The 18,555-nt window shown below is 67.2% G+C and carries 19 protein-coding genes; 8 read left to right on the forward strand and 11 right to left on the reverse strand.

The features are described from left to right. The first annotated feature begins 23 nt into the window (after positions 1 to 23). Positions 24 to 983 (forward strand): putative oxygenase MesX, encoded by a 960-nt coding sequence (locus JSX79_RS06285; RefSeq protein ID WP_229085496.1) that lies wholly within the window; start codon positions 24 to 26, stop codon positions 981 to 983. Between the two features lie 20 nt (positions 984 to 1,003). Beyond that, positions 1,004 to 2,053, forward strand: coding sequence for a methionine synthase (locus tag JSX79_RS06290; RefSeq protein ID WP_229085497.1), 1,050 nt, complete (start codon positions 1,004 to 1,006; stop codon positions 2,051 to 2,053). Here the strand turns inward: JSX79_RS06290 and JSX79_RS18855 are convergent. Then, positions 2,050 to 2,427 carry a PLD nuclease N-terminal domain-containing protein gene (locus JSX79_RS18855; RefSeq protein WP_374474967.1) on the reverse strand — a complete coding sequence of 126 codons (378 nt, stop codon included), beginning with the start codon at positions 2,425 to 2,427 and terminating at the stop codon, positions 2,050 to 2,052. The genes JSX79_RS06290 and JSX79_RS18855 overlap by 4 nt on opposite strands. 230 nt (positions 2,428 to 2,657) lie before the next feature. Here JSX79_RS18855 and JSX79_RS06295 point away from each other — a divergent pair, with 230 nt between their 5' ends. Next, the gene (locus JSX79_RS06295) at positions 2,658 to 3,647 is read left to right on the forward strand and encodes a carboxypeptidase-like regulatory domain-containing protein (RefSeq protein WP_229085498.1); all 990 of its coding nucleotides are present in this window, start codon (positions 2,658 to 2,660) and stop codon (positions 3,645 to 3,647) included. 76 nt (positions 3,648 to 3,723) lie between these two features. Next, positions 3,724 to 4,149, forward strand: coding sequence for a PRC-barrel domain-containing protein (locus tag JSX79_RS06300; protein ID WP_229085499.1), 426 nt, complete (start codon positions 3,724 to 3,726; stop codon positions 4,147 to 4,149). Positions 4,150 to 5,151: 1,002 nt separating this feature from the next. On the opposite strand, the gene JSX79_RS06305 is transcribed toward JSX79_RS06300, so the two are convergent. From JSX79_RS06305 to nrdH, 5 genes are all read right to left on the reverse strand, one after another. Continuing rightward, positions 5,152 to 6,180: a hypothetical protein gene (locus tag JSX79_RS06305; RefSeq protein WP_229085500.1), complete on the reverse strand. Its 1,029-nt coding sequence runs from the start codon at positions 6,178 to 6,180 to the stop codon at positions 5,152 to 5,154. Positions 6,181 to 6,362: 182 nt separating this feature from the next. Next, entirely contained in the window at positions 6,363 to 7,364 is a 1,002-nt protein-coding gene (gene nrdF / locus JSX79_RS06310; RefSeq protein ID WP_229085501.1) for a class 1b ribonucleoside-diphosphate reductase subunit beta, read from the reverse strand. A gap of 94 nt (positions 7,365 to 7,458) precedes the next feature. Next, positions 7,459 to 9,564 carry a class 1b ribonucleoside-diphosphate reductase subunit alpha gene (gene nrdE, locus JSX79_RS06315; protein ID WP_229085502.1) on the reverse strand — a complete coding sequence of 702 codons (2,106 nt, stop codon included), beginning with the start codon at positions 9,562 to 9,564 and terminating at the stop codon, positions 7,459 to 7,461. A gap of 17 nt (positions 9,565 to 9,581) precedes the next feature. Next, positions 9,582 to 9,998 (reverse strand): class Ib ribonucleoside-diphosphate reductase assembly flavoprotein NrdI, encoded by a 417-nt coding sequence (gene nrdI, locus JSX79_RS06320; RefSeq protein ID WP_022906556.1) that lies wholly within the window; start codon positions 9,996 to 9,998, stop codon positions 9,582 to 9,584. A 108-nt stretch (positions 9,999 to 10,106) separates the two neighbouring features. Beyond that, positions 10,107 to 10,340 carry a glutaredoxin-like protein NrdH gene (nrdH, locus tag JSX79_RS06325; protein ID WP_022904483.1) on the reverse strand — a complete coding sequence of 78 codons (234 nt, stop codon included), beginning with the start codon at positions 10,338 to 10,340 and terminating at the stop codon, positions 10,107 to 10,109. Positions 10,341 to 10,709: 369 nt separating this feature from the next. On the opposite strand from nrdH, the gene JSX79_RS06330 reads away from it, so the two are divergent. Further along, positions 10,710 to 11,915: an MFS transporter gene (locus JSX79_RS06330; protein ID WP_229085503.1), complete on the forward strand. Its 1,206-nt coding sequence runs from the start codon at positions 10,710 to 10,712 to the stop codon at positions 11,913 to 11,915. Positions 11,916 to 12,037: 122 nt separating this feature from the next. Beyond that, positions 12,038 to 12,856: an aldo/keto reductase gene (locus JSX79_RS06335; RefSeq protein ID WP_229085504.1), complete on the forward strand. Its 819-nt coding sequence runs from the start codon at positions 12,038 to 12,040 to the stop codon at positions 12,854 to 12,856. 5 nt (positions 12,857 to 12,861) lie between these two features. Here JSX79_RS06335 and JSX79_RS06340 read toward each other — a convergent pair whose 3' ends face one another. The 3 genes from JSX79_RS06340 to JSX79_RS06350 are packed head-to-tail and all read right to left on the reverse strand — an operon-like array spanning position 12,862 to position 13,702. Then, positions 12,862 to 13,083 (reverse strand): hypothetical protein, encoded by a 222-nt coding sequence (locus JSX79_RS06340; RefSeq protein WP_229085505.1) that lies wholly within the window; start codon positions 13,081 to 13,083, stop codon positions 12,862 to 12,864. Beyond that, complete coding sequence (locus JSX79_RS06345; RefSeq protein ID WP_022908468.1) at positions 13,080 to 13,316, reverse strand: hypothetical protein; 237 nt, start codon at positions 13,314 to 13,316, stop codon at positions 13,080 to 13,082. The genes JSX79_RS06340 and JSX79_RS06345 overlap by 4 nt, the downstream gene beginning before the upstream one ends. Before the next feature lie 47 nt (positions 13,317 to 13,363). Continuing rightward, the gene (locus JSX79_RS06350; protein WP_229085506.1) at positions 13,364 to 13,702 is read right to left on the reverse strand and encodes a hypothetical protein; all 339 of its coding nucleotides are present in this window, start codon (positions 13,700 to 13,702) and stop codon (positions 13,364 to 13,366) included. A gap of 203 nt (positions 13,703 to 13,905) precedes the next feature. Between JSX79_RS06350 and JSX79_RS06355 the strand changes: the two genes are divergently transcribed. Then, the gene (locus JSX79_RS06355; protein WP_229085507.1) at positions 13,906 to 14,733 is read left to right on the forward strand and encodes a hypothetical protein; all 828 of its coding nucleotides are present in this window, start codon (positions 13,906 to 13,908) and stop codon (positions 14,731 to 14,733) included. Between the two features lie 63 nt (positions 14,734 to 14,796). After that, positions 14,797 to 15,318 (forward strand): ribonuclease H, encoded by a 522-nt coding sequence (locus tag JSX79_RS06360; protein ID WP_229085508.1) that lies wholly within the window; start codon positions 14,797 to 14,799, stop codon positions 15,316 to 15,318. A gap of 3 nt (positions 15,319 to 15,321) precedes the next feature. Here JSX79_RS06360 and JSX79_RS06365 read toward each other — a convergent pair whose 3' ends face one another. After that, a complete protein-coding gene (locus JSX79_RS06365) occupies positions 15,322 to 15,879 on the reverse strand; it encodes an N-acetyltransferase (protein WP_229085509.1) in 558 nt (185 codons plus the stop codon). A gap of 5 nt (positions 15,880 to 15,884) precedes the next feature. Beyond that, a complete protein-coding gene (locus tag JSX79_RS06370) occupies positions 15,885 to 18,482 on the reverse strand; it encodes an RNA helicase (RefSeq protein ID WP_229085510.1) in 2,598 nt (865 codons plus the stop codon). Between the last annotated feature and the right edge of the window lie 73 nt (positions 18,483 to 18,555).

Here is an 18,555-nt window from a genome sequence, read left to right on the forward strand (position 1 = left end):
GATCCCGCCATGATCGACACATCATGGCGAGCGAGATCACCTTCAGCATCACCCGGACCCGGTTCGACGAGCACTACTCCCCGTCGGACAGCTCCCGGCTGACCACGAACTTCGCCAACCTGGCGCGCGGCGAGCGCCGGCAGGAGAACCTCCGTGCTGCGCTGGCGATGATCGACGAGCGCGCGAACGAGCTCTCGGCTGCCGGTGATCGCTACCGCCTGCAGCTCGACATCGTCTCGGCCGCACTGCAGTTCTCCGACGGTGGATCGGACGCCGAGTTCCCGCTGCTCGAGATGCTCGACGTCACGATCGTCGACCAGCACACCGGCGAGCACCACCACGGCATCCTCGGCAACAACTTCTCGTCGTACCTGCGCGACTACGACTTCTCGGTGCTGCTGCCGTCGGCGCCGGGCCTGCCGTCCGACTTCGGTGTGCTGCACGGGGCCCTCTTCCAGCGGTTCCTTTCGTCGTCGGCGTTCCACGACGGCTTCAGCGCCGAGCCCGTCGTCTGCATCAGCGTCTCGACGAGCCAGACCTACCGCCGGACCGGGTACGTCCACCCCGTCCTCGGCGCCGAGTACGAGCACGAGCACTCCTCCCTCACCGACGACTACTTCGGCCGGATGGGCATGCGGGTCCGGTACTTCCAGCCCGCCGGCGCGTCGGCCCCGCTGGCGTTCTACACGCGCGGCGACCTGACCGGGGACTACACGGACCTCCAGCTCATCGGCACGATCGCCACCATGGAGACGTTCCAGAAGATCTACCGCCCGGAGATCTACGCCGCGAACACCCCGGCCGGCAGCACGTACCGCCCCACCCTCGACCACACCGACTTCACGCCCACCCCGGTCACCTACGACCGCGAGGAACGCAGCCGCCTCGGGATCACCCAGGGCCGGTGGACCGAGGAGCACCTCGTGACGCCGCACCGCGCACTCCTCTCGCAGTTCGCTGCCGAGCCCGTCCCCGCCCGCTGACCGTCTGGACCGTCACCTCCATGAGTTCTCTCCTCCCCACCGCGATCGTCGGCAGCCTGCCGAAGCCGTCCTGGCTCGCCGAGCCCGAGCGCCTCTGGTCCCCCTGGCAGCTCGACGGCGCCGCCCTGACCGAGGGCAAGCAGGACGCACTCCGGTCCGCCGTGCACGAGCAGGAGCACCGCGGGATCGACATCGTCAGCGACGGTGAGCAGACCCGCCAGCACTTCGTCACGACGTTCATCGAGCACCTGGACGGCATCGACCAGGAGCGCAAGGAGACCGTCCGGATCCGCGACCGCTACGACGCTGCCGTCCCCACGGTCGTCGGCGCAGTGAGACGCCCCGCGCCGGTGTTCGTCGACGACGCCAAGTTCCTCCGCGCGCAGACCGACCGGCCGATCAAGTGGGCGCTGCCCGGGCCGATGACCATGATCGACACGCTCTCCGACCAGCACTACAAGTCTCGCGAGAAGCTGGCGTGGGAGTTCGCCACGATCCTCAACCAGGAAGCGCGGGAGCTCGAGGCCGCCGGCGTCGACATCATCCAGTTCGACGAGCCCGCCTTCACCGTCTTCCACGACGAGGTGCAGGACTGGGGCGTCGCAGCCCTCGAACGCGCCACCGAGGGGCTCCGCGCCGAGACCGCCGTGCACATCTGCTACGGGTACGGCATCGAGGCGAACAACAAGTGGAAGGAGACGCTCGGGGCGGAGTGGCGGCAGTACGAGCAGTCGTTCCCGCTCCTGCAGCAGTCGTCGATCGACATCGTGTCGCTCGAGTGCATCCACTCCCACGTCCCCCTCGACCTCGTGGAGCTCATCCGGGGGAAGAAGGTCATGCTCGGGGCGATCGACGTCGCCACCGAGGTCGTCGAGACTCCGGACGAGGTCGCTGAGGTGCTGCGGCGGGCGCTCGAGTTCGTCGATGCGGACAAGCTCATCCCGAGCTCGAACTGTGGGATGGCGCCGCTGGCGCGGGGTGCGGCGCTGGGGAAGCTCAGTGCGCTGTCCGCTGGTGCGGACATCGTGCGGGCGGAGCTCGTCAGTGCTGCGGTGCCGTCCGCGCGCTAGCCACACACCACACGGCAGCTCTCCCCGGAAGACGGCTGCGCTCCTCTAGCAGGAGGAGCGCAGCCGTTCGTGTCGCGTCTGCAGCGTGCGTGACTCTCTCCCCACCCTGGAGGCGCGGCCGAGGACCGACCCCTCCATCGCGTTGGTGCTCTCCTCAGTTCATGACACCTCTTCCTCCGAGCGGGAGCCGCCGTCCTGGATTCGACAGAGCGTTCGCGGTGCCGGGCGAGGAACCACGTTGCCGACCCGATGATTGGGACGAAAAGGACGACCAGGGTCCATCCGAGCAGGCGCCAGCCAGAGGACGACGCGGATCGGATCAGCGAGATGAACGCTGCGAGAGCGAGGAACGGGGCGACGAGGGACATGGCCATCAGTGCACCGTCCAGTCCCGTCGGAACGAGGGGGTTCACAGCTCACAGTTGACCACTTGATACTTCAGATGCGCAACCCCGGTCCCGCCTCGGAATGGCGGTCCGGAAGTGGCGGGCTCGCTCGGCGAGGACCACCCCAGCGTCGCGCCCGCCGCGATGCGCTTCCCCACAGTCTGCCAGCCGCGTACAGTTCCAGCCAACGCACCAGTGGCGGAGGATCGGGGAACGCGATGCGACCGGTCACGGGGACGACACTGGTCGTCGCACTAGCAGCGGGAGCGCTGATCGGGCTCGCACCGCCCGCGACTGCTGCCGGCTCGGGAACGATCACCGTCCAGCTCGCAACGCCGGACGGCACTCCGATCCGCCTGGCGGACGTCGAACTCGCGGCGAGCAACACCGACGCCCTCGTCGGTGAAGTCACCACGGACAACGACGGGACCGCGACGTTCACCGGCATTCCCGCACCGGACACCATCACAGTAGGGACGCGGCAGCTGCCGCCGCACGGAACCGGGACTTACGCCCCCGCGCTGCGCTCCGGCATCGCGGTCCGCAGCGGTTCGACGGTCGCTGTCACCCTGCCGCTCGTGATCGGCGCCACCGTCCAGGGAGGGGTGGTCGGCCCCACAGGACCCGCTGTCGGCCACCTCATGTACGCAACGGACGTGGACACCGGCCGGGTGTTCCGCACGACGACCAACAGCGCCGGCCGGTACCGGTTCGTCGGACTCAGCACCGGGAAGTACCGCATCGAGGCGTACGTCAGTGGGACCGCGTCGCCCGCGGTCTGGAAGACCCGGGTGTACCAGCAGCACGGCACGCTCCCGGCTTCGCAGGTGACGCTGTCGCGGCACTACGCGCACAGCGACTACGACCTGATCGCCTACGCCGCCTCGGCTCCCCAGGCGCCGTCGGCGCAGCTCAGTGGCGCGAGCGTCACCGTGACGAACGCGACGACCGGAGCGTCGTTCTCGACCAGATTCTCCACGCTGCTCGACAACGAACAGACGGCACAGTTCCAGATCCCTTCCGGGCAGTACCTGGTGGAATTGCGCACGGCGGCAACAACCGCAACCCCCGCACGATCGCTCTGCCTCGCACGGCCCGGTGGCGTCTACCGGTACGTCACCGACCGGCTACAGGCCGTCCCGGTGAAGGTCGTGTTCGGCGGTCACAACTTCTCGGGCGGGTCGTTCTCGGAGACAGCCTCGCGCTGAGTGCCTTGTGAGGCCCTCGGGCTCGCTTCACGATCCCTGACACAGACGGGTCAGGCCTGGAGCGTTGAGTACTCACATGATCACCAAGAACGAGATCCACGAGGTCGAGAACGCGCCTGTCCGAGACCGCGACGGCGCATCGGTGGGCAAGGTCGCGCAGGTGTTCCCCTCCGACAAGGACGGCAGCGCCGCGTTCGTCAGCGTCACGACCGGGCTGCTCGGGAGTCACCACACGCTCGTCCCAGTCGAGGACGCCACCTTCGACGGCACAGACCTGCACGTCGGGTACACGAAGAGCGCGATCAAGGACGCGCCCTCCCCCGGCGCCGGGAACACCCTGTCCGTCACCGAGGCGAACGCCGTCCGCAAGCACTTCGGACTCTCCCCCGCCGGCAAGGCGACCGGCGACATGGGCGACCCGCACGAGAACCTCGACCAGGCCGGTACCGGCCCGGTCGGTGCAGACGACACCGAAGGTGCGGGCACGACGCCTCCTGCGTGAGCACTTCTGAGACTCACGCCGTCGCGCCGGCTGGATGCACGCCTCCAGGCCCGGACCGGACCCCGAGAAGAAGTCGTGGTTCTCGTCCGCGTTCGGCGACAGCGCGGCCAGGATCGCCGGGTTTACGTCCGTCGTCTTCCAGGTTGCAACTGCTTTTCGGCATTGGGCGACAAGAAGCAGTACGACACGGTCGAAGCGATCAGCCTAGCGAGACTTTGTCCGGCATGGATCCGCAGCACATGCATTGCGCCGCCTCTTCGCTGAGGTCCGCTCCGGGCTGTCGCACGGAAGTATTCCCCCCGCGCCGCCAGTGGTGACCCCAAGCGTCTGTGAAAGTGAAATCCGGATTGGCCATCGGTTCCCCACCCCACCAGTTGTGCGCTGCATCTTGATTAGCGATGCGGATTACTCCCGAGGCTCGCTCTCCTGGAGCAAGAGCACCAATGACGACGGCCTGATATACCTCATCCATAGCGGGAGCACTCCCGGAGAAAAGGTCCTCATAGTAGCGATCTGGCCCGTCCGCTGCCGAATGTATGTGGATCTTGGCATTGGAGATTGGGTAACTCGAAGCGTTCACCAAGTCGTATGCGTAGAAACACCGACGATCGCCGGGTTTACTCGATGACCGGCTGTAATCAGGAGTCCACCGTGAACGAAGAAGTACGCTGCGCCGAGCCTGCTCCCTATGAGCGACTTCCCGCGCAATGTCACTCTGTCGCGATCTTTCGATGGCGCGAGCGGCGAATATGACAGAAAGAGCAGCGGCCCCAAGCCCAAGCGTTCCAGCGACTGCCTGAGCCCAGGTCGCGACATCGCCCCACACCACTGCATACGGGACAAGTTGACGCGCCCAGGCACCCCAGAGAAGCACGCCGGTTACCAAAAGGACAAGACTCAGGCCAGCACCAGAAACGAGTAAGACCGGATGTGGCAGGCTACCCCAACGTTTTAGTAAGGTGAACGCACCCGGCCCCGATTCAGAGTCGCTATTAGGCATCATCACGATCGCGGCATGCTCGACCAGAAGTTGGGGCTAAAGATACTCAGCGGGTTCTCCACCTCAGCACCCTCCAACGCAGCTCTGATCTGAGCACCGATCTGCGCACGAAGCGAGTCGAGCTGCGGAACCAGGGAGTAAATGTCCGTCGTGTCAACCACTACTGTGCGAATCTGCCCGATATCGAAAGGGAGACGGTCGGCGAGGCGGCTTATCTGTACGATTGGCCGCCGCACCGCATGCCGCAACGCCAGTTCATAGAACACGTTGGGGTTATGGAAGGACAGATCAGCAATCACCAATTTTGAATGCACGATATGGTTGATGATTTGGCCGGTAATCATACCCGCGTCACCTATTTGATCAGCGCGCACCAGCCTCAATCCAAACTCACTGAGGGCTGGTTCCACAAGGGCACCCATGAACAGGTCGGCGTGTCGCCGGGCTTCGCTGTGCTCGTCGCCTATCGGTGAGATGTAAAAGCACGCATCATCATACCCGGCGCCATCCGTGTCGCTATGCTGCGCCTCGGGAGGAGCGGCCGCCGGAGAACCGGCTCGCACATCCGACTTCACAATTCCGGACCGTTGTGAAGAACCCGATTTGGGAAGGTAGTCGTCGATGACCGCATCGACGCCGAGCAGCCGTTCCGCCCCTCCCACCGACCGCAGAACCCCGATGAATTTCGTGTTTACGATAAAAGTCTCTACACATTCAAGCGCGTCCCCTTCGGGCACCCCAAGCTCCCGAGCCTTGTCTATGAGGACCGCTTGACTAGGAAGGCGATTATTCAAGTAGCTCTCGTAGAGCTTATTGAACACGTCGATATTCGCTACTGCGCACCTGAATCGAGCGCGAAGCTGTCGCGCCGGCGAGGCCTCGTCGCTGACCGCTGCGAGACCGTCGTCAGTCAATTCAAGGAATTCCGCCGAGTAGCTTCCAAGCGAAAGCCCGTACTTCGTGCTGTTTGTAACCAGCTGCCGACTTTTTCCACTGTCCGGGCTTTTCCCAAGCTGATCGAATAGGGTCACTCGGCGAACTGGCTGCCCACCACCAGCTGTGTAGATCTCTCGCGCGAGCTCCAAAGCGTCCTCAAACGTCGCCGCTGGAAAAAGGACCGTTCGCCTAACTCGCTTAGAAGACCCACCTGAGGTGGCCGTGCTCTCCGGGCCGTCAGAACCGACGCCTTCTTCCGCCTGCGGGGATTCAGGCATCAGAAGTCCCAGTCTTCGTCCTCGGTCTTCTCCGCCTTGCCGATGACGTACGACGAGCCAGAGCCCGAGAAGAAGTCGTGGTTCTCGTCCGCGTTGGGCGACAGCGCCGACAGGATCGCCGGGTTCACGTCCGTCGTCTCCTTGGGGAACATCGGCTCGTAGCCCAGGTTCATCAGCGCCTTGTTGGCGTTGTAGTGCAGGAACTTCTTGACGTCCTCGGTCAGCCCGACCTGGTCGTAGAGGTCCTGCGTGTACTGCACCTCGTTCTCGTAAAGCTCGAACAGCAGGTTGAACGTGTAGTCCTTGATCTCCTGCTTGCGCTCTTCGGAAGCGCCCTCGAGGCCCTTCTGGAACTTGTACCCGATGTAGTACCCGTGGACGGCTTCGTCGCGGATGATCAGGCGGATCAGGTCAGCGGTGTTGGTGAGCTTGGCGCGGGACGACCAGTACATCGGCAGGTAGAAGCCGGAGTAGAACAGGAACGACTCGAGCAGCGTCGAGGCGACCTTGCGCTTCAGGGGGTCGTCACCGGTGTAGTAGTCGAGGACGATCTGGGCCTTCTTCTGCAGGTTCACGTTCTCGGTGGACCAGCGGAAGGCGTCGTCGATCTCGGGCGTCGAGGCGAGCGTCGAGAAGATCGACGAGTAGCTCTTCGCGTGCACCGACTCCATGAACGCGATGTTCGTGTAGACGGCTTCTTCGTGCGGGGTGATCGCGTCCGGGATCAGGCTGATCGCGCCGACGGTGCCCTGGATCGTGTCGAGCAGCGTCAAGCCGGTGAAGACCCGCATGGTGAGCTGCAGCTCCGCCGGCGTCAGCGTGTTCCACGACTGCACGTCGTTCGACAGCGGCACCTTCTCGGGCAGCCAGAAGTTGTTGACCAGCCGGTTCCAGACCTCGACGTCCTTGTCGTCTTGGATGCGGTTCCAGTTGATGGCACTGACCGCACTGATCAGCGGGATGGACTTGCCCGTGGCGTGGACCGGGTCGGTGAGGGTCATGGGATTGTCTTCCGGATTCGAGATGGTGATCTGATGACGGACTGGAGGCGCGGGGCGGGGCCCGCCCCGCGCCTCCAGGAAGAGAGCAGCAGCTCTACAGCATGCAGCTGACGCAGCCCTCGACCTCGGTGCCCTCGAGCGCGAGCTGGCGGAGACGGATGTAGTAGATCGTCTTGATGCCCTTGCGCCATGCGTAGATCTGCGCCTTGTTGATGTCACGCGTGGTGGCGGTGTCCTTGAAGAACAGCGTCAGGGACAGGCCCTGGTCCACGTGCTGCGTCGCCGCGGCGTACGTGTCGATGATCTTCTCGGCACCGATCTCGTACGCGTCCTGGTAGTAGTCCAGGTTGTCGTTCGTCATGAACGGCGCCGGGTAGTAGACGCGACCGAGCTTGCCTTCCTTGCGGATCTCGATCTTCGACGCGATCGGGTGGATCGACGACGTCGAGTGGTTGATGTACGAGATCGAACCGGTCGGCGGGACGGCCTGCAGGTTCTGGTTGTAGATGCCGTGCTCCTGGATGGACGCCTTCAGCGCCTTCCAGTCGTCCTGCGTCGGGATCGAGATGTTCGCGTTGTCGAAGAGCGACGCGACGCGAGCCGTGGCGGGGGTCCACGCCTGGTCGGTGTACTTGTCGAAGAACTCGCCCGACGCGTACTTCGAGTCGCGGAACCCGTCGAAGGTCTCGCCGGTCTCGATCGCGATCTTGTTCGACGCACGAAGGGCGTGGAACAGCACCGTGTAGAAGTAGATGTTCGTGAAGTCGATGCCCTCTTCGGAGCCGTAGTACACGCGCTCACGAGCGAGGTAGCCGTGCAGGTTCATCTGGCCGAGGCCGATGGCGTGCGACTTGTCGTTGCCGTCCTCGACGGAGCGGACCGACGTGATGTGCGACATCTGCGACACCGAGGTGAGGCCGCGGATGGCGGTCTCGATGGTGCGACCGAAGTCCGGCGAGTCCATCGTCAGCGCGATGTTCAGCGAGCCGAGGTTGCAGGAGATGTCCTTGCCGATCTCGTTGTACGAGAGGTCCTCGTTGAACGTCGTCGGGGTGTTGACCTGCAGGATTTCCGAGCACAGGTTGGACATGTTGATCCGACCCTTGATCGGGTTGGCCTTGTTCACCGTGTCCTCGAACACGATGTACGGGTAGCCCGACTCGAACTGGATCTCGGCGATGGTGGTGAAGAAGTCGCGCGCCTTGATCTTCGTCTTCTTGATGCGCGAGTCGTCGACCATCTCGCGGTACTTCTCGGAGATCGGGACGTCGCCGAACGGGATGCCGTAGACCTTCTCGACGTCGTACGGCGAGAAGAGGTACATGTCCTCGTTGTTCTTCGCGAGCTCGAACGTGATGTCCGGCACGACGACGCCGAGGGAGAGCGTCTTGATGCGGATCTTCTCGTCGGCGTTCTCACGCTTGGTGTCGAGGAACCGCATGATGTCCGGGTGGTGGGCGCTGAGGTAGACCGCGCCGGCACCCTGACGCGCACCGAGCTGGTTCGCGTAGGAGAAGGAGTCTTCCAGCAGCTTCATCACGGGGATGATGCCCGAGGACTGGTTCTCGATCTGCTTGATCGGGGCGCCGGCCTCGCGGATGTTGGAGAGGAGCAGGGCCACGCCGCCGCCGCGCTTCGAGAGCTGCAGCGAGGAGTTGATGCCGCGCGAGATCGACTCCATGTTGTCCTCGATGCGGAGGAGGAAGCAGGAGACGAGCTCGCCGCGCTGGGCCTTCGCGGTGTTGAGGAACGTCGGGGTCGCGGGCTGGAAGCGGCCGGCGATGATCTCCTCGACGAGGTCGATCGCGAGCTGCTCGTTGCCCTGTGCGAGGCCGAGGGCGGTCATCACGACGCGGTCCTCGAAGCGCTCGAGGTAGCGCTTGCCGTCGAACGTCTTGAGCGTGTAGCTCGTGTAGTACTTGAACGCACCGAGGAACGTCTGGAACCGGAACTTCTTCGAGTACGCCAGGTCGTTGAGCTTCTGGATGAAGTCCAGCGAGTACATGTCGATCGTCTCGCGCTCGTAGTACTCGTTCTCGACCAGGTAGTCGAGCCGTTCCTTCAGGTTGTGGAAGAAGACGGTGTTCTGGTTGACGTGCTGCAGGAAGAACTGCTTCGCGGCTTCACGGTCCTTGTCGAACTGGATGTTCCCGTCCGCGTCGTAGAGGTTGAGCATCGCGTTGAGGGAGTGGTAGTCCATCCCCGTCTGCGGCGACGTCAGATCGACGTCTGCAACTGCTGCGTCCAAAATGCATCCAATCCTGTGTTGACCGCTGACACGTCGTCAGGAGTCCCGAAGAGTTCGAATCTGTAGAGGACGGGGACGTTGCACTTGCGTGCGATGACGTCCCCCGCGAGACCGTAGGCCTCGCCGAAGTTCGTGTTGCCCCCGACGATCACACCGCGGATGAGCGAGCGGTTGCGTTCGTCGTTGAGGAACTTGATGACCTGCTTGGGGACCGCTCCCTGCCCGTTGCCGCCACCGTAGGTGGGCAGCACCAACACGTACGGCTCGTCCACGTGGAGGAACGGGTCGTTCGGGTAGAGCGGGATCCGGTCCGCGTCACGGCCGAGCTTCTCGACGAAGCGTGCGGTGTACCCGGACACGCTCGAGAAGTAGACCAGTCGGCTCATGGTGCCCCTCCGATGAGAAGGTGCGGACAGACGGACCGTGGGTGTCCTGCGGTGGTGATCCGAGCCTCCTGAACGAGCTCGGGTCACCACCCGCGGACGTGGGTCGAACTACGCGAGTTCGGCGCTGAGCGTCGCGATCTTGTCGGGACGGAAGCCCGACCAGTGGTCGTCGTCCGTGACGACGACGGGCGCCTGCAGGTAGCCGAGGCTCTTCACGTGCTCGAGCGCGGCTTCGTCGGTGGAGACGTCGTGCACTTCGTACTGGATGCCCTTGTTGTCGAGCGCCCGGTACGTCGCGGTGCACTGGACGCAGGACGGCTTGGTGTAGACGGTGACGGCCATGATCTCCCCTGGTTCTGCTGTTGCTGTGGTGGTTGTACTCGTGCCCCGTGTTCTGGGTGCTGTGCAGCAGGTTCCGGGAGGGGCCGCTGCGATGCCTCCACACTACATCTAGTGGCTGGCGGAGTCACCGACCACAAGAGGAAGTGTTACAGCCGTGTAGTTCTCCACAAGCTCCTCCACAGTGTGAACAGCTCGGAGAGGCCCGTGATTCCGCCATTCTCCAGCGGACCACCGACACTTCCCCACACCCGTGGACAGCGTCGATCCACATGTGTGGAATCAGCGTGTCGGCGTGTCGCGGGCAGCTCGCCGTCCACACCTCCCCCGGACGGGTGACAGGGCGATCCGTCCGGTCCGTACACTCGTCTCGTGAGCACGTACGGCCCCCTCCTCAAGACTCCCGGCGTGGGTCGCGTCATCGCCGCGCAGCTCACCGCACGGTTCCCCTTCGGCATGCTGTCGCTGGCCTACCTGCTGCACGTCGAGCACGTCTTCGACTCGTACGGTGCCGCCGGTCTCGTGCTCGCGACCACGAGCATCGGGCAGGCGATCGCGGGTCCGCTCACCAGCCGCTGGATGGGCAGCTGGGGCATGCGGCCGGTGCTCGTCCTGACGAGCCTCGTCGCGCTCGTGAGCATGGCCGTCATCGCGTTCTTCGTCATGCCGCTGTGGGCCTACGTGGTCGTCGGGTTCCTGGGCGGCCTCGCCGTCCCGCCCGTGCAGCCGGCGGTGCGCACCATCTACCCCAAGATGGTGACCTCGTCGCAGCTCACGCCCCTCTTCTCCCTCGACGCGAGCGCGCAGGAACTCATCTGGGTCGCCGGCCCGGTCATCACGACGTTCGTCGCGACGCAGATCGGCACGGTCCAGGCGATCGTCGTCGCGATGGTGTTCCTGGTGGTCGGCGGCACGTGGTTCATCGCCTCCCCCGAGCTCGGCCGGGTCCGCATCCCGCGGTCGAAGCGCGCGTTCGGCGTCGTCCTGAAGCGGCCGTCGGTCGTCGTCGCCACCCTCACCGGCCTCCTCCTCATCGGGGCGTGCGCCGCGGTCGAGGCGAGCGTCACGAGCGTCTTCGGTGAGGGCAGCCCGAACGCCGGCATCGTCCTGGCCGTGTTCGCGGTCGGGTCGCTCATCGGCGGCCTCACGCTGGGCCACCTGCCGATCTCGCGCAACACCCTGTGGACGCGCATGTCGATCGTGTTCGTCGGACTCGCGCTGGCCGTGGGCGGCACGGACTTCTGGTGGCTCTGCCTCGCCCTGGTCATCGCCGGCGCGGGCATCGCTCCGGCCCTCGCGGTCATGTTCGGCTCGGTCTCGGCGACGGTGAAGTTCTCCGACACGGCCGAGGCCTACGGCTGGATGGGCACCGGCCAGCTCATCGGTGCAGCGGGCGGCTCCGCTGTCGCCGGCTTCCTCATCGACAGCCAGGGGGCGACCGGCGGGATGATGGTCGGTGCCGTGATGGCCGCGGTCGGCGTCGTCCTGCCGCTCGTCACGAGGCGCTGGCTGCCCGACCTGCGTGGTCGCGACGCGAGCCCCATCCCCGACACCGAGCCGGTGAACATCCCCACCTAGGTCGCGAAACACGCGTGTTTCGACGTCCCGTGCGTCGATCGACGCGTGTCACGTCGATGACGTGGTGCGACGCCCAGCCTGGAGGCGCGGCGCACCCCCGCCACGATCGGCAGGATGGGTGCATGGTCACCTCAGTCCCACTCCGCGACGGCGCATCGATCCCCGCCATCGGCTTCGGCGTCTACAAGGTCGACGACACCGAGGCCGAGACGGCGGTCGGTCTCGCGCTCGACGCCGGCTACCGGCACGTCGACACCGCCGAGATGTACGGCAACGAGACCGGTGTCGGGAAGGCGATCCGTGCCTCCGGGCTCGACCGTGACGACGTCTTCGTGACGACCAAGGTGTGGAACGACCACCAGGGGCGCGACGCGACCCTGCGGGCGTTCGACGCGAGCCTCGAGCGACTCGGGCTCGACACCGTCGACCTCTACCTGATCCACTGGCCGGCCGCGGCGAACGACCGCTACGTCGACACCTGGCGCGCCCTCGTCGAGCTGCGCGAGTCGGGGCGCGCGCGCAGCGTCGGGGTGTCGAACTTCCAGGTGCCGCACCTCGAACGGCTCATCGACGAGACGGACGAGGTCCCGGCGGTGAACCAGGTCGAGCGGCACCCGTGGCTCCCGCAGCGCGACCTCACGGCGTTCCACGCACAGCACGGGATCGTGACCGAGGCCTGGTCGCCGCTCGGACGCGGGCGGCTCATCGACGAGCCGGTGCTCACCGGCATCGCGGACGCCCACGGGGTGAGCGTGGCGCAGGTGCTCGTGCGGTGGAACGTGCAGCAGGGGGTGGTGGTGCTGCCGAAGTCGGTGACGCCGTCGCGGATCCGGTCGAACCTCGACGTCGACGGGTTCGTGCTGAGCGACGACGACCTCGCGGCGATCGCGTCGCTCGAGTCGGGGCAGCGCACGGGGTCCCACCCGGACTCGGTGTCCTGACGCGCTCAGCCGGTCGGGAGCAGCCCACTGAAGGCGGCCACGGCGATCCCGGTCCCCACGACTGCGAGGAAGATGCCGATCACCCGGACGAACCGCGGGGTGAGTGGCCTCCCGTTCATGAGCTCATCGCCACCGATGGACTGCGCCCACCGGTTGAACACCGCGATCGTGACACCCCACAGCGCCGCGACGACCGCGCCGATGCCGAACCAGGTCGCGCCGGTCACCGCCCCCGCCTCCGCTCGATCTGCTGCCGGAGGTTCCGGACGAACACGACCTCCAGGGTGACCGCGATCGCCGTCAGGACGATCGCGAAGACGATGTGCGCGAGGTCGTGCCCACGGCTCAGCACGCTCAGCGGCAATCCGATGACGAGCGCCGCACAGACGACGACGTTGAACCACGCACCGACGACCCCGCCTGGGGTCCGACCAGTGCGCTCCATCCACGGAACCGGCATGCGCGGGACGCTACGCCGGCGGGCTGGGCGATCCGTACCCCGGAACCTCAGCCGCGGCGGTCCTCCTCGGACTGCCACGGCAGGTGCAGGTCGCCGGGCTCCGGCTCGACGTCGCCCGCGTCGTCGGCACCACCCGTGCCCGGCGCGGCGACGATCCTCGACGGGTCGATGCCGTCCGCATCGAGGTCGGCACGATCGCGCTGTGACGTCTGCGATGCCTCGGTCTCCCGCTCGCTCGACGGGCTGTACGAGGTGTCGGCAGCGCGCTGCTCACGCTCCCTGACGCCGTCCGCGCCCTCGTGGTGTGCGGCCTCGCGCAGGGCGTCGGTGCGTGCGCGGTCGTCGGAGTCCTCGGGGCCCGGGACGTCGGGGATGCTGTCGCTCATGGCGCCGACCGTAGGCCTCGCTGCCCGAGCGACGTCCCCGGCAGTCCGTTCGACGCACCCGACCGGTGGTCCGCCCGAGGGCGACCGCTCGATCCCGCAGCATCGGTACCGATCCGGTCACGAGCCCGGGACGCGGCCCGACCCCACGCTACTATCGCCGCGTGCCAGGTGAGATCCGACGCCGGCCGTGGACGAGGGGGATCATGCGACGAGGGGCGACGAGGGGACGGACGACTGCGGTGGTGCTGCTGTCGGCGGTCGCAGCCATCGGACTGACCGGCTGCTCGGTGTTCAGCGGACCCGATCCGGTGCCGAGTCCGACCCGGCTGGCCGTGCAGGGACCGGACGCCACCGAGTTACCGACGCCCTCCGCCTCCCCCACCCCCGAGCAGGTCCTCCCCGCCGGGACGGTCGCCGCCGAGACCGACGTCGTGTCGAAGACCGGGGACACGTCGATCCACGTGCGGGTCACCGCCGATGCCGACGGCGTGTTCACGGTGCACCTCTCGGACTACCGGACGACGAACCCGCAGCCGATGTCGATCCAGTTCCGCCACCGCGTCGCCGGGTTCCAGGACGGCTACGACGCGGTCGCCCGTGGGTTCGTGCAGTGGGATCGCGCGTCCGGACCGCCCGATTCGTACACGCTCGACGCCGGTGCACGGCCCGACTACCTCGCGAGCGCCGTCCTGGTGCCGATGTCGTCCGGCGACGGCAGCAGCGACGCGGACCGTCCGTGGATCGGCTCCGTGCTCGCGGTCGGCAAGCTGACGTGGAAGATCCCGAACCCCTACCCCGACCTTCGCGTCACCGTGGGGAAGGCCCGCCCGGGGGCGTACGGGTACGTGAGGGACGTCGACGGCACGCCCACCTGGTACATGGTGTCGCACGGCGACGACCTCACCACGGTGTCGAAGCGCTTCGGCGTCACCCCGGCGCAGTTCGAGTGGATGAACCCCTACCTCGAGCTCCGCGGCGACAAGTGGCTCAACGAGGACGCCACCCTCAACATCTCCCCCGCGAACCGCTGACGCCGGGGGTCAGGCCGGTCCGTTACGGTTGACCAGCACTCGCCACACGCAGGAGGTCCCACCGTGACGATCGTCGCCGCAGCAGACGGCTCAGCCCTCGGCAACCCCGGCCCGGCCGGCTGGGCCTGGTACGTCGATGACGACCGCTGGGCCGCAGGTGGGTGGCCGAACGCCACGAACAACCAGGGCGAGCTGACCGCCGTCCTCCAGCTGCTCCGCGCCACGAAGGACACCGGCGAGCCGCTGCACATCCTCTGCGACAGCCAGTACGCGATCAAGGCGTGCACCGAGTGGCTCGCGGGCTGGAAGCGGAAGAGCTGGCGGAAGGCCGACGGCAAGCCCGTGCTGAACGTCGAGATCATCAAGGAGCTCGACGCCGAGCTGCAGGGCCGAAAGGTCACGTTCGAGTGGGTCCGTGGCCACGTCGGGCACGAGATGAACGAGGCTGCGGACGTCCGCGCCCGTGGTGCCGCGACCGCCTACCAGCAGGGCACCGAGGTGCCGCACGGGCCGGGGTGGCCCGGGGTCGAGGTCACCGAGCCGGCCGCGCTGCCCGAGGCGACCCCGCCCGCGACCCTGTTCTGACCGTCAGAGCGGCCGCTCCCAGAGCGCGACCGTGCTGACGAGGTGGTCGTACCGGTACGGCTTCTCCTCCCCCGTCGGCTCGTACCCGAGCGCCCGCCAGAACGGCTCCGCCACCGACGCGTTCGACGCGACGATCCCGAGGCGCAAGCGCTCCACACGCAAACGCTCCACGCCCGAGCGCTCCACGCCCGAGCGGCCCACGGCCGAGCGCCCCGACGCCGCCCGGACCCGCCCGACGACCGCGTCGTGCATCGCCCGCCCGAGCCCCCGACCCTGCTCGCCCCCTCGGACGACCAGCAGCCCGATGTACGCGACGGCGGGCGACGGGTACCCGAGCAGCACGTCCGCGAACGCCACGAGCCGCTCCCCCTCCCACAGCCCGAGCCCGACCTTCCCCGCGGGATCGAACCCGTCCGGCACCGACAGCAGCGCGCTCAGCCCGTCGGACGGCCCCGGCGGGTACCCGGTGATCCGCAAGGCGTAGTCCGGCACCGACTCGAGCAGGTCCTGCAGCGCGGCGACGTCACCGTCGGCCGAGGAGCCGCCGAGCTCGCGCACCACCGACATCAGTCGACGTCCACGTCCGACCAGCCGTCGAAGCGCCCGATCTCGGTGACCCGCACCACGGCCTCGCCCGCTTCGTCCGACGCGTCGAGGTCGATCGTGGCGGAGAACCCGAAGTCCTTGTCGCCGGCGGGGTCGGCGAAGATCTGCCGCGCACGCCAGACGCGCGCTGAGCCGGACACGCCCGCCGCCCCGGACACCCCGGTGGCCCCGGCCTCGTCGAGCACCAGGTACTGCATGGACCGGGCGTCGGCACCCGTCCCGATCTCGTCGTGCGCCTCGTAGTACTCCTCGAGCACGGCGTCCCACGCGTCCTCGCCGAAGCCCGCCGCTCCGTCCAGCGCCGCGAGTCCGGCGACGTCGTCGGCGGCGGCGAGCAGCACCCGCTGGAACAGGGCGTTGCGCACGAGCACCCGGAACGCCCGCGGGTTCCCGGTGAGCCGCGAGGGCTGCGGCGGCGCGATCTCCTCGTGTTCCTCCGACGCGAGCAGGACGTCACCGTTCAGCAGCGCCTCCCACTCGTCGACGAGCGAGGAGTCGGTCTGCTTGACGACCTCGCCGAGCCACTCGATCAGGTCGTCGAGCTCCGGGGTGCGCTGCTCGTCGGCGATCGTCTGCCGCGTCGTCCGGTACGCGTCGGACAGGTACCGGAGCACGAGCCCCTCGGAGCGGGTGAGCTGGTAGAACCGCACGAAGTCGCCGAAGGTCATCGCCCGCTCGTACATGTCGCGCACGACGGCCTTGGGCGAGAGCGCGAAGTCGAGGACCCACGGCTGCTCGGCAGCGTAGGCCTCGTACGCCGCCTCCAACAGCTCGGCCAGCGGGCGGGGCCACGTGACCTCCTCGAGCAGCTCCATCCGCTCGTCGTACTCGATGCCCTCCTGCTTCATCCGGGCGACGGCCTCGCCGCGCTCCTTGAACTGCTGCTGCGAGAGGATCGCGCGCGGGTCGTCGAGGGTGGCCTCGACGATCGAGACCATGTCGAGCGCGTAGCTGGGAGACGAAGGATCGAGCAGCTCGAACGCCGCGAGCGCGAACGGCGAGAGCGGCTGGTTGAGCGCGAAGTTCGGCGCGATGTCGACGGTCAGCCGGTACTCTCCGTCGACCTTCTCGATCACGCGCGCGTTGATGAGCGTCCGCGCGATGGTCAGTGCCCGCCGGGCCATCGCGAGCTGCCGCGACCGGGGCTCGTGGTTGTCGAAGACGAGCGACCGGACGGACTCGAACGCCGAACCGCCGCGCGCGACGACGGAGAGCACCATCGCATGCGTGATCCGCATCCGCGAGACCATCGGCTCGGGCTCGGCCGCGATGAGCCGCTCGAACGACGCCTGGCCCCACGACACGAAGCCGTCCGGCGCCTTCTTCCGCTTGATCTTGTTCTTCTTCTTCGGGTCGTCGCCGGCCTTCGCGACCGCCCGGGCGTTCTCGATGTCGTGCTCCGGCGCCTCGGCGACGACGTCGCCCTCGGTGTCGTACCCGGCACGACCGGCACGACCGGCGATCTGGTGGAACTCACGAGCGGACAGCTGTCGCATCTTCGTGCCGTCGAACTTCGTCAGCCCGGTGAGCAGCACCGAGCGGATCGGCACGTTGATGCCGACGCCGAGGGTGTCGGTGCCGCAGATCACCGGCAAGAGCCCGCGCTGGGCGAGCTGCTCGACGAGCCGTCGGTACTTCGGCAGCATGCCGGCGTGGTGGACGCCGATGCCCGCCCGGATGAGTCGGGACAGGGTCTGCCCGAACCCGGCGCTGAAGCGGAACCCGGCGATGGCCTCGGCGATCTGGTCTCGGCGTTCGCGTGACGCGACGCGCGCCGACATGAGCGCCTGCGCCCGTTCGAGTGCGGCGGCCTGGGCGAAGTGGACGATGTAGATCGGCGCCTTGCCCTCTTCGAGCAGCCGTTCGACCGTCTCCTGCACGGGCGTCATCACGTACTCGTACTCGAGCGGCACCGGACGCGAGACCCCGGTGACCCGCGCGGTCGGCCGTCCGGTCCGGCGCGAGAGGTCGTCCGCGATGGTCGTGACGTCGCCGAGCGTCGCGGACATGAGCAGGAACTGCGCCCGTTCGAGGACGAGCAGCGGCACCTGCCACGCCCATCCGCGGTCGGGGTCGCCGTAGTAGTGGAACTCGTCCATCACGACGACGTCGACGTCGGCGTCCGGACCCTGCCGGAGCGCGAGGTTCGCGAGGATCTCCGCCGTGCAGCACACGATCGGGGCATCGGCGTTGACGCTCGAGTCGCCCGTGACCATGCCGACGTTCTGGGCACCGAACAGCTCGACGAGCTGGAAGAACTTCTCGGAGACGAGTGCCTTGATCGGCGCCGTGTAGTAGCTCCGCTTGCCCTCGGCGAGCGCGGCGAAGTGCGCACCCGCGGCGACGAGTGACTTGCCGGTTCCGGTGGGCGTCGAGAGCACGACGTTGGCGCCGGAGACGAGCTCGATCACGGCTTCGTCCTGCGCCGGGTAGAGCGGGCGCCCGCCCTCGGCCGCCCAGGCCGCGAACGCCTCGTACACGGCGTCCGGGTCGACGACACCGTCGACCGCCGCCGGCAGGGCGGCGACGAGCGGGGGCTGGGTGGTGACGTCGGTCATGGGACCATCCTCCCAGGTGCATGGTGACGGACGGGAGGCGCGGGGCGGCGCCGACCCGCGCCTCCCGTCCGTC

Origin of the sequence: Curtobacterium sp. GD1 (assembly GCF_020882855.1) — a bacterium.
Lineage (GTDB): Bacteria > Actinomycetota > Actinomycetes > Actinomycetales > Microbacteriaceae > Curtobacterium.

Bases quoted from the DNA above. Each gene is read 5' to 3' on its own strand.
- JSX79_RS06285 (WP_229085496.1), top strand. From the start codon at position 24: ATGGCGAGCGAGATCACCTTCAGCATCACCCGGACCCGGTTCGACGAG.
- JSX79_RS06290 (WP_229085497.1), top strand. From the start codon at position 1,004: ATGAGTTCTCTCCTCCCCACCGCGATCGTCGGCAGCCTGCCGAAGCCG.
- JSX79_RS18855 (WP_374474967.1), bottom strand. From the start codon at position 2,427: ATGGCCATGTCCCTCGTCGCCCCGTTCCTCGCTCTCGCAGCGTTCATC.
- JSX79_RS06295 (WP_229085498.1), top strand. From the start codon at position 2,658: ATGCGACCGGTCACGGGGACGACACTGGTCGTCGCACTAGCAGCGGGA.
- JSX79_RS06300 (WP_229085499.1), top strand. From the start codon at position 3,724: ATGATCACCAAGAACGAGATCCACGAGGTCGAGAACGCGCCTGTCCGA.
- nrdF (WP_229085501.1), bottom strand. From the start codon at position 7,364: ATGACCCTCACCGACCCGGTCCACGCCACGGGCAAGTCCATCCCGCTG.
- nrdE (WP_229085502.1), bottom strand. From the start codon at position 9,564: ATGGACTACCACTCCCTCAACGCGATGCTCAACCTCTACGACGCGGAC.
- nrdI (WP_022906556.1), bottom strand. From the start codon at position 9,998: ATGAGCCGACTGGTCTACTTCTCGAGCGTGTCCGGGTACACCGCACGC.
- nrdH (WP_022904483.1), bottom strand. From the start codon at position 10,340: ATGGCCGTCACCGTCTACACCAAGCCGTCCTGCGTCCAGTGCACCGCG.
- JSX79_RS06335 (WP_229085504.1), top strand. From the start codon at position 12,038: ATGGTCACCTCAGTCCCACTCCGCGACGGCGCATCGATCCCCGCCATC.
- JSX79_RS06345 (WP_022908468.1), bottom strand. From the start codon at position 13,316: ATGCCGGTTCCGTGGATGGAGCGCACTGGTCGGACCCCAGGCGGGGTC.
- JSX79_RS06350 (WP_229085506.1), bottom strand. From the start codon at position 13,702: ATGAGCGACAGCATCCCCGACGTCCCGGGCCCCGAGGACTCCGACGAC.
- JSX79_RS06355 (WP_229085507.1), top strand. From the start codon at position 13,906: ATGCGACGAGGGGCGACGAGGGGACGGACGACTGCGGTGGTGCTGCTG.
- JSX79_RS06370 (WP_229085510.1), bottom strand. From the start codon at position 18,482: ATGACCGACGTCACCACCCAGCCCCCGCTCGTCGCCGCCCTGCCGGCG.